The 12,624-nt window shown below is 67.5% G+C and carries 11 protein-coding genes; 3 read left to right on the top strand and 8 right to left on the bottom strand.

Features of this window, described 5'->3' with window-relative positions; all coding sequences use genetic code 11:
• Positions 1-27: 27 nt before the first annotated feature.
• The 4 genes from O3305_RS05805 to O3305_RS05790 form a co-directional block, all read right to left on the bottom strand.
• Complete coding sequence (locus tag O3305_RS05805; protein ID WP_269575543.1) at positions 28-1,500, bottom strand: GGDEF domain-containing protein; 1,473 nt, start codon at positions 1,498-1,500, stop codon at positions 28-30.
• Between the two features lie 283 nt (positions 1,501-1,783).
• Positions 1,784-2,224: a cytidine deaminase gene (locus O3305_RS05800; RefSeq protein WP_269575542.1), complete on the bottom strand. Its 441-nt coding sequence runs from the start codon at positions 2,222-2,224 to the stop codon at positions 1,784-1,786.
• Positions 2,221-2,913, bottom strand: a complete 693-nt coding sequence (locus O3305_RS05795; protein WP_269575541.1) for a GH25 family lysozyme — start codon at positions 2,911-2,913, stop codon at positions 2,221-2,223. The genes O3305_RS05800 and O3305_RS05795 overlap by 4 nt, the downstream gene beginning before the upstream one ends.
• Positions 2,914-2,918: 5 nt before the next feature.
• Positions 2,919-3,404 (bottom strand): UPF0262 family protein, encoded by a 486-nt coding sequence (locus tag O3305_RS05790; RefSeq protein WP_184165531.1) that lies wholly within the window; start codon positions 3,402-3,404, stop codon positions 2,919-2,921.
• A gap of 83 nt (positions 3,405-3,487) precedes the next feature.
• On the opposite strand from O3305_RS05790, the gene O3305_RS05785 reads away from it, so the two are divergent.
• From O3305_RS05785 to O3305_RS05775, 3 genes are all read left to right on the top strand, one after another.
• Complete coding sequence (locus O3305_RS05785) at positions 3,488-4,981, top strand: replicative DNA helicase (protein WP_184165533.1); 1,494 nt, start codon at positions 3,488-3,490, stop codon at positions 4,979-4,981.
• 99 nt (positions 4,982-5,080) lie between these two features.
• Positions 5,081-7,558 (top strand): PAS domain-containing protein, encoded by a 2,478-nt coding sequence (locus O3305_RS05780; protein ID WP_269575540.1) that lies wholly within the window; start codon positions 5,081-5,083, stop codon positions 7,556-7,558.
• A 189-nt stretch (positions 7,559-7,747) separates the two neighbouring features.
• The gene (locus O3305_RS05775) at positions 7,748-9,196 is read left to right on the top strand and encodes a S41 family peptidase (protein ID WP_269575539.1); all 1,449 of its coding nucleotides are present in this window, start codon (positions 7,748-7,750) and stop codon (positions 9,194-9,196) included.
• Here O3305_RS05775 and O3305_RS05770 read toward each other — a convergent pair.
• Genes O3305_RS05770 through O3305_RS05755 form a run of 4 tightly spaced genes read right to left on the bottom strand, consistent with a single transcriptional unit; the run spans position 9,190 to position 12,624 of the window.
• Positions 9,190-9,792: a hypothetical protein gene (locus O3305_RS05770; RefSeq protein ID WP_269575538.1), complete on the bottom strand. Its 603-nt coding sequence runs from the start codon at positions 9,790-9,792 to the stop codon at positions 9,190-9,192. The two genes, O3305_RS05775 and O3305_RS05770, sit on opposite strands and share 7 nt — an antisense overlap.
• Positions 9,793-9,805: 13 nt before the next feature.
• A complete protein-coding gene (locus tag O3305_RS05765) occupies positions 9,806-10,582 on the bottom strand; it encodes a phosphoadenylyl-sulfate reductase (RefSeq protein ID WP_269575537.1) in 777 nt (258 codons plus the stop codon).
• A complete protein-coding gene (locus O3305_RS05760) occupies positions 10,575-11,000 on the bottom strand; it encodes a DUF934 domain-containing protein (protein WP_184165541.1) in 426 nt (141 codons plus the stop codon). Before O3305_RS05760 ends, O3305_RS05765 begins: the two co-directional genes overlap by 8 nt.
• Complete coding sequence (locus O3305_RS05755; RefSeq protein WP_269575536.1) at positions 10,993-12,624, bottom strand: nitrite/sulfite reductase; 1,632 nt, start codon at positions 12,622-12,624, stop codon at positions 10,993-10,995. Before O3305_RS05755 ends, O3305_RS05760 begins: the two co-directional genes overlap by 8 nt.

Raw genomic sequence — 12,624 nt, 5'->3', positions numbered from 1 at the left:
CGGCTGCAAGAGCCTCGTTCGGGGGGATCAGGCCGCGCCGCGCAGCGGCCTGGGACCGGGCGCCGGTATCGCCGGGGCTTCCACCTGCCATTGCATCACCGCGTTCCGGCCACTGCGCTTGGCGCCGTAGAGCGCAGAGTCGGCCATGGCGAGCAGCTCGGCCGGTTCGCTCGCCGCATCCGGGACAAGCGCGGCGAGGCCGATGCTGACGGTCACGATCCCGCCCGGGGCCGGGGACGCAAGGCCCAGCCCGGCAATGTCCCGGCGCATCCGCTCCGCGAGATCGGCCGCGATGTTCGCATCGATGCCGGGCAGGATCGCGGCGAATTCCTCACCACCATAGCGCGCGACCAGATCGCCGCCGCGCGTCGCGGTGGCGGCCAGCGCCTCGGCGACCGAACGCAGCCGGGCATCGCCGACCGGATGGCCAAGCCCGTCGTTGAGCTGCTTGAAATGATCGATGTCGATCAGGGCGAGCGCGATCGGGGTTCCCGAGCGGCGTGCGCGGTTCCATTCGGCGAGCAGCGTCTCGTCGAACTGGCGACGATTGGCGAGGCCGGTCAGCGCGTCGATCCGCGAAAGCCGGGTGAGGCGATCGCGCTCGTCGAAGCTGCGCATCTGGACGAGGATGTTGCGCAGGCCGTAGCCGAGCAAGGCGGCGATGAAGCCGCCCACCGCCAGGCCCGGCGCGCGCGAGATCAGCGGCCCGGATACGGCGAGCAGCGTCAGCGGCAGCATCAGCGGGCTGCCGGCATGGACCAGCAGCGAGAAGCGCGGCGAGGATGCGTGCCTGCGCTCGAGAGAGGATGGCGCGGGGCGGAGGGCCAGCCAGGCGAGCAGCAGGAAGGGAAGACCGATAAGGACATCGGGGAGCTGGCCGAAATCCGCTTCCATCTGGAAGTGATTGATATAGCCGGCGACCAGCAGATAGGCGCCGGCGAACAGCGCCAGCGTACCGAACAGGGCGCGGCGCTGCGGATCGGTGCTCGCCCGGTGGCGGACCAGCGCGAACAGCAGCACGAACAGGTTCTGGATGTCGAACATCAGCCGCAGGTTGAGCACGCCCTCGGCGCTTGCATCGGTGATCGTCGCGAAGGTGAAAGTATGGACCCAGAAGATCCAGCCCAGCGCCGCGGCGAGCAGCCCGTCGACCAGCCGGGCCGGCCAGGGATCGCGCGCGGGGCTGGCGACCAGGAAGGTGAGCGGCACGCCGTACAGGACATAGAACAGGATGCTGAGCCCGGTGATCGGCCCGGCATCGGCGAGCAGCAGATCGGCGCACATGTTCACCGTCATCCCGCTTGCCCAGAGCAGCATCGCCAGCGCGAGTGCGATCCAGCCATCGGCATTGCGCCGCCGCCGGGCGCGCAGGCCGCAGGCAAGCGCGGCGGCGAGCGGGGCGAGGATCAGGAAGGCGAAGGAAAGCGGCTTGGCCTGGGCGGGAACGAGCAGCAGCGCGGCGAGATGGACGAGCGGCCAGGCAAGCAGGATCGCCGCCAACGGGGCCGCCGGGCGTCGATTTCCCTGCTTTGCGATCGATACACCATCCATTGCGAGCGCTCCGCCAGCCGGACGAGCCGGGATAGCGGGATCGTAGCTAAGATCCGGTTACGCGCCGATTGCGGGCAATGCCGGAGGTGGGGAGCTGTTGCTCCCCGCCCTTGCGGGGAGGGGAATGCATGCAGCGAGGGGAGCGCGATGTTGACACTTGCGCTTCCACTTCCCGTTCCCCGGCCTTCGCCGGGGAACTGCTGGATCGCCGGGAAGGTCGATGCGCCCGCGATCAGGCCATGCCGAGGTCGCGCGGCCCGAAGGCCGCGGGGAGGAGCTGGGAGAGCGTGTATTCGGCGATCTCGTCGCCGGTCGCGCCGCCGCAGAAGACGGGCAGGTCGCGGCCGCCGAGCTGGGCGGCTTCGTTGATGATCTGGCGGCAGCGGCCGCAGGGGCTGACCGGTGCGGTGTCGGCGTGGCCCATCCGGCCGCCGATCACGCCGATCGCGACCACGTCCTTGAGGCGGCCGTCGCTGCTGGTCCTGGCCAGTGCCACCGTCTCGGCGCAGAGCGACAGGCCGTAGCTGGCATTCTCGAAATTCGCGCCGGTCACGACGCTGCCGTCCGACAGCAGCACGGCGGCGCCGACGGCGAAGTTCGAATAGGGGGCATAGGCGTTCTTCGAGGCTTCGCGCGCGGCCTCGATCAGCGCCCTGGGGTTCACTTCGCTCATTTCGCCATCACATCCCAATTGACCGGTTTGCCCACGCCCTCGATCCGGCGGTGGCGGTTTGCCTGCCATATCGACCATGGCCGCGCGAAATACGAGGGGGGGAAGAAGCCCTGGCGCGCCCAGAGCAGACGCGGGAAGGCGTCGCTGAGGCGGTACTGGTCCTCGAAGCGGCTCGAGACCAGCAGGATCGCCGGCTTGCCGATATGCGTCTCGACGTCATGCAGGAAGCGGCCGAGCTCGCCGATCACCACCTGGCGCTCGGGCCGGGCGCGGCATTCGGCCTGGAAATCGATCTCGACGGCGGGCGGCAATTGGTCATCCGAGCGCGGCACCGTACTCATGAAATTGCCCGACTGGTCGGCGGCGAGCTGGCAGAGCGAATAGACGTGGAGCGCGCCGCGGCGGATGCCGGCCTCGAAGGTCCAGCGCCAGTTCTCCGGGAAGCGCAGGTCGCGCGCCTGGGCGCCGCTGGTCGCGCGGATATAGGCGAAGTCGATGCCGGCCTTCTTGGCGGTCCACCATTCGATCGGGCCGGTTTCCTCCGACACATCGACACCCTGGACCGGGAAATCGGTGGGCGAGGGGCGCCAGCGCGAGGCGAACAGCCAGGCACTCCAGCCGAGCAGGGCCAGAAGCAAAAGCGCCGGCACGACGAAGCGCAGCCGGCGTACGAGAACGCGGATGTGCAACGTCCCTAACCTTTTATGTGGAGCACGCAGATCAGCGTGAACAGGCGCCGGGCAGTGTCGAAATCCACGTCGATCTTGCCTTCCAGCCGTTCCTTGAGCAGCGACGCCGCGTCATTGTGTATGCCGCGCCGTGCCATGTCGACGGTTTCGATCTGGGCGGGCGTGGCGTTGCGAATCGCGGCATAATAGCTGTCGCAGATCGCGAAGTAATCGCGGATCGGGCGGCGGAATGCCGCCAGGCCGAGGACAAGCGTCTCCTGCTGGGACCCGTCCTCGCGCTTGATCTCGAGCGCGAGCCGGCCTTCCTGCACCGCGAGGTGGAGCTTGTAGGGGCCGGCATAGCCGTCCGCCTGGTGCCGCTGGGGGGCGAAGTGATTGTCCTCGAGCAGGTCGAAGATCGCGATCCGGCGCTCCTGCTCGATATCGGCCGAGCGCCACAGAATCGTGCGCTCGTCGAGCGTGACGTCGATGATGCGCGGATCTGCGGCCATATCGGCCTTGCTTTGGGACCTATTACCGTTTTCCACAAGCTGTGCGGTTGCCGGAAACGCCGGGCGGTGCGCATAGGATGGAGATGGCGCAACCGATCCCCCTTCCGATTCCCGATTCTCCCGAAGGCCTGAGCCTGCCCGCGAACGTGGAGGCGGAAGCGGCGCTGCTCGGCGCGATGATGATCGACAACCGAGTCGCGGAAGACGTGCTGCAGAAATTGCGCCCGGAGCATTTCTTCGAGCCACTGCACGGGCGGATCTATGACGCGATCGCGACGATGGTGGGCGACAACCGGCTGGCGACGCCGGTGACGCTCAAGCCGCTGTTCGCGGCGGACCCGGCGATGAAGGAGCTGGGCGGCCCGGCCTATCTCGCGCAGCTGACCGGCAACCCGGCCAGCCTGATCGGCGCGCGCGCCTTCGCCGACCAGGTCTATGACCTGGCGGTGCTGCGCGCTCTGGTGGGCGTGGGGCGCCACCTGGTCGACAATGCGCTCGATACCAGCCAGGAGATCAATCCTGCCAAGCAGATCGAACAGGCCGAGCTAAAGCTTTACGAAGTCGCGGAAAAGGGCGGCGAGGATACGGGCGCGAAGAGTTTCAACCGCGCCGCGGTCACGGCGGTGCGGCATACCGAGCGGGCGATGAATTCGGGCGGCAGCGTATCGGGCATCACCTCGGGCCTGACCGACTTCAACGCGATGACCGGCGGTCTCAACCGCTCCGACCTTCTGATCCTTGCCGGCCGGCCGGGCATGGGCAAGACCTCGCTTGCCACCAACATGGCGTTCAACGCGGCCAAGCGCTACCTCGACGATATCGAGGCGGGGATCCCCGAGGAGAAGTCGATCGGCGCGCCGGTGGCGTTCTTCAGCCTCGAAATGTCGGCCGACCAGCTGGCGCTGCGTATCCTTTCCGAACAGTCCGAAGTGTCGTCGGAGAAGCTGCGTACCGGCAATATCTCCGGGCCGGAGTTCATGAAGTTCGCGCGGGCGGCGGGCGATCTCGAGCGGCTGCCGCTCTATATCGACGATACGCCGGGCCTGACGATCGCGGCGCTGCGCACGCGTGCGCGGCGTCTCAAGCGCCAGTACAAGATCGGCTTCGTCGTGGTCGACTATCTCCAGCTGCTGACCGGCTCGGCCAAGGCATCGGGCGACGGGCGCGTGCAGGAAATCTCGGAAATTAGCCGTGGTCTCAAGACCTTGGCGAAGGAACTTCATGTGCCGGTGCTGGCGCTGTCGCAGCTCAGCCGCGCGGTGGAAAGCCGCGAGGACAAGCGTCCGCAGCTCTCCGACCTTCGTGAATCGGGCTCGATCGAGCAGGACGCCGATATCGTGCTGTTCGTGTACCGCGACGAATACTACCACGATTTCAAGGCGCCCAAGGTGCCCGACGGCAACTCGACGCCGGACGAGATCGCGAAATACCAGGCCTGGCAGGACCACCAGCTGCAGGTGGCGAACAAGGCGAGCGTGATCATCGCCAAGCAGCGTCACGGCGCGACCGGCACGGTCGACCTGCGCTTCGACCGCCAGTTCACCAAGTTCAGCGACCTGGCGCCCGGCGGTTATTGATGGTTTCGGTAGCGCATCGAAACCAAATCGCCCGCCAAGCGTCTAGCAGCTAGCGTCGCGGTCCCGCGGCGTGGTGGAGAGAGCGGTTTCCCCGGGTCGATGACAGAGAACATGGCGGAAGGGCGCGAGCGGCAAAGGCTCGAGGCGCTCGCGGCCTATGACATATTGGATACCGAGCCCGAGGCGGCGTTCGACGAGATCGCGCGCCTGGCGGCGGACATCTGCGGCACGCCGATCGCGGTGGTGAACCTGGTCGGCGAGGGCCGGCAGTTCTTCAAGGCCGAAGTGGGGCTGGGCGTGCGCGAGACGCCGCTGGAGACCAGCTTCTGCGCGCATGCGATCCTGGAGGCGGATTTCCTCGAGGTGCCGGACGCCACGCGGGACGGGCGGTTCGACTGCAATCCGCTGGTGACCGGCGAGTCGCACCTGCGCTTCTATGCGGGCGCGCTGCTCAAGTCGGCGGAAGGCTGGCCGATCGGGACGCTCTGCGTGCTCGATACCGTGCCGAAGCAGCTGAGCGAGCTGCAGCAGCGCACGCTGAAGGTGCTGGCGCGCCAGGTGATGGCCCAGCTCGACGCCCGGCGCGAGCTCCGGCGGCGCGACGAGGCGGATTTGCGCTACCGCACGCTGTTCGATTCGATGGACGAGGGCTTCTGCGTCATCGAGTTTCTCGACGGGCCGCAGGGTCCCTTGAGCGACTATGTCCATGTCGAGGCGAACGCCGCCTATGCGCGCCATGCCGGCATCCCCAATGTCGTGGGGCAGAAGGTGCGCGAGATGGTGCCCGACGAGGCGGGCGACTGGGTGGCGCGCTACGGCGAGGTGCTGCGCACCGGCGTGCCGATCCGCTTCGAGCGCGAGCTGGAGGCGACGCGGCGCTATTTGTCGCTCTCCGCCTTCCGGATCGAGCCGGCGAGCCGCAGGCAGGTGGCGGTGCTGTTCGAGGACGTGACCGAGCGGCGGCGGGCCGAGATCGATCTCCAGCGGCTCAACGAGACGCTGGAGGCCCGCGTCGCCGACGCACTGGCCGAGCGGCGGGTGCTCGCGGACGTGGTCGAGGGCACCGCCGCGTTCATCCAGGTGGTCGACATGGACCGGCGCTGGGTGGCGATCAACGGCGCGGCGGCGCGCGAGTTCGAGACGGTATTCGGCGTCTATCCGCGGGTGGGCGACCGGATGGCCGACCTGGTGGTCAACCATGCCGAGCTGCGCGCCTCGGTCGATGCGCTCTGGGCGCGGGCGCTGGCGGGCGAGAGCTTCACCGAGATCGTCGAGACCGGGCAGGGCAGCGACGAGGAGCATTTCTACGAAGTGCGCTTCAGCCCGCTGCACGATGCCGCAGGCAAGCAGATCGGCGCCTATCAGTTCGCCTATGACGTGACCGACCGGCTGCAGGAACAGACCCGGCTTCGCAATGCCGAGGAGGCGCTGCGCCAGGCGCAGAAGATGGAAGCCGTCGGCCAGCTGACCGGCGGGATCGCGCACGACTTCAACAACCTGCTCGCCGGCATCTCGGGCGCGTTCGAGATGATCGGGACGCGGCTGTCGCAGGGGCGCAACCGCGACGTCGACAAATACCTTACCGCCGGGCAGGGCGCCACGCGGCGGGCGGCGGCACTGACCCACCGGCTGCTCGCCTTCTCGCGCCGGCAGACGCTGTCCCCCAAGGCGATCGTGATCAACCGGCTGCTCACCGACCTGGTCGAGCTGGTGCAGCGTACGGTGGGCCCGGCGATCGAAGTCGAGACGATCGCGGCAGGCGGGCTGTGGCCGACCCTGGTCGATGCAAACCAGCTCGAGAATGCGATCCTCAACCTGTGCATCAACGCCCGCGACGCGATGCCGGGCGGCGGCAAGATCACGATCGAGACGGGCAATAAATGGCTCGACCACCGCACGGCGCGCGAGCGCGGGCTCGATCCGGGGCAATATGTGACGGTGTGCGTGAGCGACACCGGCGTCGGCATCCCGCGCGACATCCTCGACCGGGTGTTCGATCCCTTCTTCACTACCAAGCCGCTGGGCGAGGGGACGGGGCTGGGCCTGTCGATGGTCTATGGCTTCGCGCGGCAGAGCCATGGCCATGTGCGGATCTATTCCGAACTCGACCAGGGGACGATGGTGTGCATCTACCTGCCCCGGCACCTGGGCGAGGAAGACGCGCCCGCGCCTGAACTGGGCGGCGGTGCCGTGGCACGCAGCCATGCCGGCGAGACCGTGCTGGTGGTCGATGACGAGCCGACCGTGCGGATGCTGATCGTCGATGCGCTGGGCGAACTGGGCTATTCCTGCATCGAGGCCGCCGACGGACCGGCGGGCCTGCGGCTGCTGGAGGGGGCCGAGCGGATCGACCTGATGATCACTGATGTCGGCCTGCCGGGCGGGCTCAACGGCCGGCAGGTGGCCGATGCGGCGCGAGTGGCGCGGCCGGAACTCAAGGTGCTGTTCGTCACCGGCTATGCCGAGAACGCCGTGCTCAACCACGGCCATATCGAGCATGGTATGGAAGTGCTGACCAAGCCCTTCGCGGTGGACGACCTGACCAACCGGGTCGAGCGGATCATGCGCGAGCGCTAACCGGGTATAGGCGCGTCGCGTTCTGCTGCGGGTAGGACTGTTGCGACGTCGTTCGAGAGGTTTGACCGTTCCAACCAGCTGCGCCGAGACTGGGCCCCGGCCTTCGCCGGGGAACCAAGCCGGCGAAGATCTGCATTGGATTGAGATATTCTGTCGACGCGGTTCGATACGCCGGCGTATCAAACAGGCATGTTCCTGGCATTTGCTCTTGCGATCGCCTGCCCGGCCGGCCAGCTCACGCCCGAACAGGCGCGGGAGGATCTCGAACTGGCGATCTCCGCGGCCGAGGCGGGGCTCCCGGATATCCATTGGCGGCAAAGGCCCGAGGACTGGGCGCGGCGCAAGGCCGTGGCGCGCGCGCAAGCGGCTAAAGCGACGAGCGAGGAGGAACTGTTCCGCGCGCTGAGCCCGTTGCTGCGCGGGATCGGCGAGGGACATCTCTCGGTCGCGCGCGGCGACGGGATGAACTGCCGGTACCGGGAATCGGCGCGGTTGTTCCCGCTCGACCTGTTTTGGGCCGACAATGGGGCATTCGTCACGGCGGGCTATGGCGAAGCCGCGGATATCCCGCCGGGCACCCAGCTGACCTGGCTGAACGGCACCTGGGATTCCTCGATGATCGCCGAGATGATGCAGGTGAGCCCGCATGACGGCGACAACCGTACCGGCGTGATGCGCGACCGGGAGGGGCGCGGCTATGCGGTGGCGCGGTGGTGGCTGCGCGGCAACGAGCCCGACTATCTGGTGGAGCTCAAGCTGCCCGACGGCAAGCTGATGACGCGGCGGCTGAAGCCGGTGCCGGTCAGCGCCCGCCTGGCGCCGCCGGCGGATCCCGATCCGGTGGCGACGCTGAGCTGGGTCAATGCCGATACCGCCTATCTCTACGTCCCGACGTTCAGCAACCGGCGCTACCGGGCGGCGGGGGCGGACTATCGCAAGACGATCCAGGCGATCTTCGAGCAGCTTGCCGCGCGGGGCGCGAAGAAGCTGATCCTCGACCTGCGCGACAATGGCGGCGGATCGGAGCCGAACGAGAGCATCCTCTTGTCCTATCTGGTCGAGGAGCCGTTCCAGAAATACGCGTCGGTCCGCTCGCGGCCGAACAAGCTTCGGGTGACCAGCCTGTCGGGCAAGGTGTTCGAGCAGGAAATCTACGACGCGGACGAGCTGAAGACGGTGGAGGCGGCGCCCAACGGCGACCTGCTGCGCATCAACGCGCCGCCCGAGGGGCTGATGACGCGCTGGGAAAAGGCCAGCCCGGTCTACAAGGGGCAGCTGGCGGTGCTGGCCGGCGGCTACACTTTTTCAGGCGGTGCCGAACTCGCATCCATGCTGTTCGCGACCCGGCGCGGGCTGCTCGTCGGCGAGGAAGTGGGCGGCACCCATGGCGGCAACACCAGCGGCTATAAATGGGAGCTGACCCTGCCCAATTCGGGAATGGAGATCGGCATCCCGTTGCTCGCCTTCCGCTTCACCTGGAAGGAGAGCCCGGAAAATCATGGGCTGTGGCCGCAATGCCTGGTTCCGCCGCGGATGGGCGAGGTGCGGGTAACCCGCGATCCGGCCTATGATCGGGCGCTGCGCGCACTGGACAAGGGGTGGAGCGAGCCGGTGGGATATAGCTGCCCGGTTCAGTAACCCAGCCGCTTCAGCTCCTGCTTCACCGCGGCGATCGTCTTGAAGCGATAGTGGGTGTCGCCGCCCTCGCGCGAACTGCACTCGCAGCCGACGCCGCCGAACTTCTTGCTGACGCCTTCGAGATAGGCCAGCGCTGGCTTGCCGGCGGCGGGCGTGTCGAACAGGCGGACCTCGTAGAAGGCGCCGCTATAGTCGTAATGCTGCTGCGGCCATTTGAGGATGACGATCAGCTCGCGGTCCGCATCGCGATCGGCATTGGCGAAGCCGACCGCCGCGACTTCCGCCTCGCCGCCTTCTTCCTCTCCGGTGGTGACGGCGATCTTCCGCCAGTCACCGGCCGGCTGCTGCACGAGCGCAAACAGCTCGCGATAGGTGACGTTGTAGTCCTTCTCGCGTTCGGTGCGCTGATAGTCGGTGAAGATCGTGCGGCGGGTGTTCCAAGCCGCATCGACGATGTTCAGATCGCCTTCGGATCGGCCGAGGATACGGGCGGCGAAATGCGCCGGGGCCTCGCCGGGTCCAAGGCGCCAGTCGGGAGCGGGGGCGTTCGCGGTGGCGAGCAGCGCGAACAGCGGAAGCAGGGGACGAATCGACATCGCCCCCAGGCTATCAGAAGCTCGGCTGGTTGGGGTCGCCGTCTTCCACCGGCGTGTGGATGCCGCACTCGGTCTTGTCCCAGCCGCGCCAGCGGCCCGAGCGCGGGTCTTCGCCCGGCTTGACCACGCTGGTGCAGGGCGCGCAGCCGATCGAGAGATAGCCCTGCGCCTCCAGCGGGTGGCGGGGCAGGTCGTGCGTCTCGAACCAGGCCTCGATGTCCTGCTTGGTCCAGCTGGCCAGCGGGTTGAACTTCATCCGGTCGCCGTCGAGCTCGAAGCGGGGCAGGGCGTTGCGGGTGGAGGCCTGGAACGCCTTGCGGCCGGTGATGCTGGCATCGAAGCCGGCCAGCGCCTTTTCGAGCGGGATGACCTTGCGGATCTCGCAGCAGCCGTCCGGATCATAGGACCAGCGCAGGCCCGTGGCATCGCGCTTCTCGATCGTCTCGGCATCGGGCGCGATGATCTGGAGGTTGGTGAGGCCGATGAATTCCGCGAGCTCGTGGACATAGGCGAGCGTCTCGGGGAAATGCTTGCCGGTATCGAGGAAGATCACCGGCGTGTTCGGATCGGCCTGGGCGACGAGATGGAGCAGGGCCGCGCTCTCGGCGCCGAAGGAGGAAACGAGCGCGACGTCGCCGAGCATGTGGTTGCCCAGCACTTCGCGCAGCATCTCGGGCGTGTCGGTGCCGCGGAACAGGTTGTTCAGGCGGATCGCGTCGGCCGCCGTCCAGCGCGGGGCGACGTCGATGCGGTCGATCTCCCGGTCCACCTTGCGCGCGGCCTCAGCCATGCCGGCGTTTCCATACCGGCACCGCCGGATCGGCGGCAGCCTGATAGTGGAACTCGTAGCGGGCGAGGCTGGCGGCGAGCACGGCTTCGTCGACCGGCGCCTCGGGCGCGAAGCTGTCGAAGCCGCAGCGGCGCATCAGTGGGATCTGGTCGACCAGCACATCGCCCTGGGCGCGCAGCTCTCCCTGATAGCCTGCCTCACGCAGGATGCGGCCGGTGGAATAGCCGCGGCCGTCGCGGAACTTGGGGAAGCTCACTTCGACCAGCGCGATGCGATCGAGATAGGGGAGGAGGACGCGGGCGTCCTCGCCGCTCTCGATGCGGACGGCCGTGGCGTTGGACTGGCCGAGGAACGCGTCGAGCGTGACCGCAGGCTCCTCATGCGCCTCGTCGTCGCGGTAGCGCAGTAGATCACCCATAAATCGCCTCCTTGAACGGGGCCATGCCGAGGCGGCGATAGGTGTCGAGGAAGCGCTCGCCGTCCTCGCGCCGGGCGAGATAGACGTTGGTGGCCTTCTCGATCGCGTCGACGATCCCGTCCTCGCTGAAACCGGGGCCGGTGATCGTGCCGAGCGACACGTCCTCCGCGCCCGAGCCGCCGAGCAGCAGCTGGTAGTTCTCGACGCCCTTACGATCGACACCAAGGATGCCGATATGGCCGGCATGATGGTGGCCGCAGGCATTGATGCAGCCGCTGATCTTGAGCTTCAGTTCGCCGAGCTCGCGCTGGCGGCCGATGTCCGAGAAGCGCGTTGCGATCTTCTGCGCGAGCGGGATCGAGCGGGCGTTGGCGAGGCTGCAATAGTCGAGGCCCGGGCAGGCGATGATGTCGCTGATCAGGTCGAGATTGGCCTCGGCCAGGCCGGCGTCGCGCAGCTGCTGCCAGAGCGCGTAGAGATCGGCCTTGCGGACATGCGGCAGCACGATGTTCTGGGCGTGGGTGACGCGCAGCTCGTCGAAGCTATGGGCCTTGGCGAGATCGGCCATCAGGTCGATCTGGTCGGCGGTGGCGTCGCCGGGAATGCCGCCGATCGGCTTGAGGCTGATCGTGACGACCGCATAGCCCGGCTGCTTGTGCGCCGAGACGTTCTGGTCGAGCCAGACGGCGAAATCGGGATCGCTGCGATCGAGCGCGTCGGGCGCGTCCGCGTCATAGGCGGGCGGCGCGAAATGGGCGGCGATGCGGTCGAACTCGGCCTGGGGCGGATCGATGCCGAGCGCCTTCACCGCGGCGAACTCCTCCTCGACCTCGGCGGCGTATTTGTCCGCGCCGAGCTCGTGGATCAGGATCTTGATCCGCGCCTTGTACATGTTGTCGCGGCGGCCATAGCGATTGTAGACGCGCAGGCAGGCCTCGAGATAGCTGACGAAATCGTCGAAGGGCACGAAGTCCTTGATCAGCGGGGCGATCATCGGGGTGCGGCCCATGCCGCCGCCCACGTAAATCGCGGCCCCGAGCTGGCCGTCCTTCTCGACGATCTGGATGCCGATATCGTGGAGGCGCATCGCCGCGCGGTCTTCCTCGGCGGCGATCACGCAGATCTTGAACTTGCGCGGCAGGTAGCTGAACTCGGGGTGGAAGGTGCTCCACTGGCGCAGCAGCTCGGCCCAGGGGCGCGGATCGGTCAGCTCGTCGGCGGCCGCGCCGGCGAACTGGTCCGAGGAGATGTTGCGGATGCAGTTGCCGCTGGTCTGGATGGCATGCATCTCGACCGTCGCCAGCTCGGCGAGGATGTCGGGCGCGTCCTCGAGCTTGATCCAGTTGTACTGGAGGTTCTGGCGCGTGGTGAAATGGCCATAGCCGCGATCGTACTTGCGGGCGATGTGCGCCAGCATGTGCATCTGGCGGCTGTCGAGCGTGCCATAGGGCACCGCGACGCGCAGCATGTACGCATGGAGCTGGAGATAGAGGCCGTTCATCAGCCGCAGCGGCTTGAACTGGTCCTCGGTGATCTGGCCGGCTAGGCGGCGGGTCACCTGGTCGCGGAATTCCTCGACGCGCGCGGCGACGATGGAATGGTCATATTCGTCGTATTTGTACAT

Origin of the sequence: Sphingomonas sp. NIBR02145, assembly GCF_027359115.1 — a bacterium.
Taxonomy (GTDB): Bacteria; Pseudomonadota; Alphaproteobacteria; order Sphingomonadales; family Sphingomonadaceae; genus Sphingomonas; species Sphingomonas kyeonggiensis_A.
The sequence above is the reverse complement of the archived record's forward strand: the minus strand, read 5'-3'. Positions and strand labels throughout refer to the sequence as shown.

Bases quoted from the DNA above. Each gene is read 5' to 3' on its own strand.
- O3305_RS05760 (WP_184165541.1), bottom strand. From the start codon at position 11,000: ATGGGTGATCTACTGCGCTACCGCGACGACGAGGCGCATGAGGAGCCT.
- O3305_RS05770 (WP_269575538.1), bottom strand. From the start codon at position 9,792: ATGTCGATTCGTCCCCTGCTTCCGCTGTTCGCGCTGCTCGCCACCGCG.
- O3305_RS05790 (WP_184165531.1), bottom strand. From the start codon at position 3,404: ATGGCCGCAGATCCGCGCATCATCGACGTCACGCTCGACGAGCGCACG.
- O3305_RS05800 (WP_269575542.1), bottom strand. From the start codon at position 2,224: ATGAGCGAAGTGAACCCCAGGGCGCTGATCGAGGCCGCGCGCGAAGCC.
- O3305_RS05780 (WP_269575540.1), top strand. From the start codon at position 5,081: ATGACAGAGAACATGGCGGAAGGGCGCGAGCGGCAAAGGCTCGAGGCG.
- O3305_RS05755 (WP_269575536.1), bottom strand. From the start codon at position 12,624: ATGTACAAATACGACGAATATGACCATTCCATCGTCGCCGCGCGCGTC.
- O3305_RS05785 (WP_184165533.1), top strand. From the start codon at position 3,488: ATGGCGCAACCGATCCCCCTTCCGATTCCCGATTCTCCCGAAGGCCTG.
- O3305_RS05775 (WP_269575539.1), top strand. From the start codon at position 7,748: ATGTTCCTGGCATTTGCTCTTGCGATCGCCTGCCCGGCCGGCCAGCTC.
- O3305_RS05765 (WP_269575537.1), bottom strand. From the start codon at position 10,582: ATGGCTGAGGCCGCGCGCAAGGTGGACCGGGAGATCGACCGCATCGAC.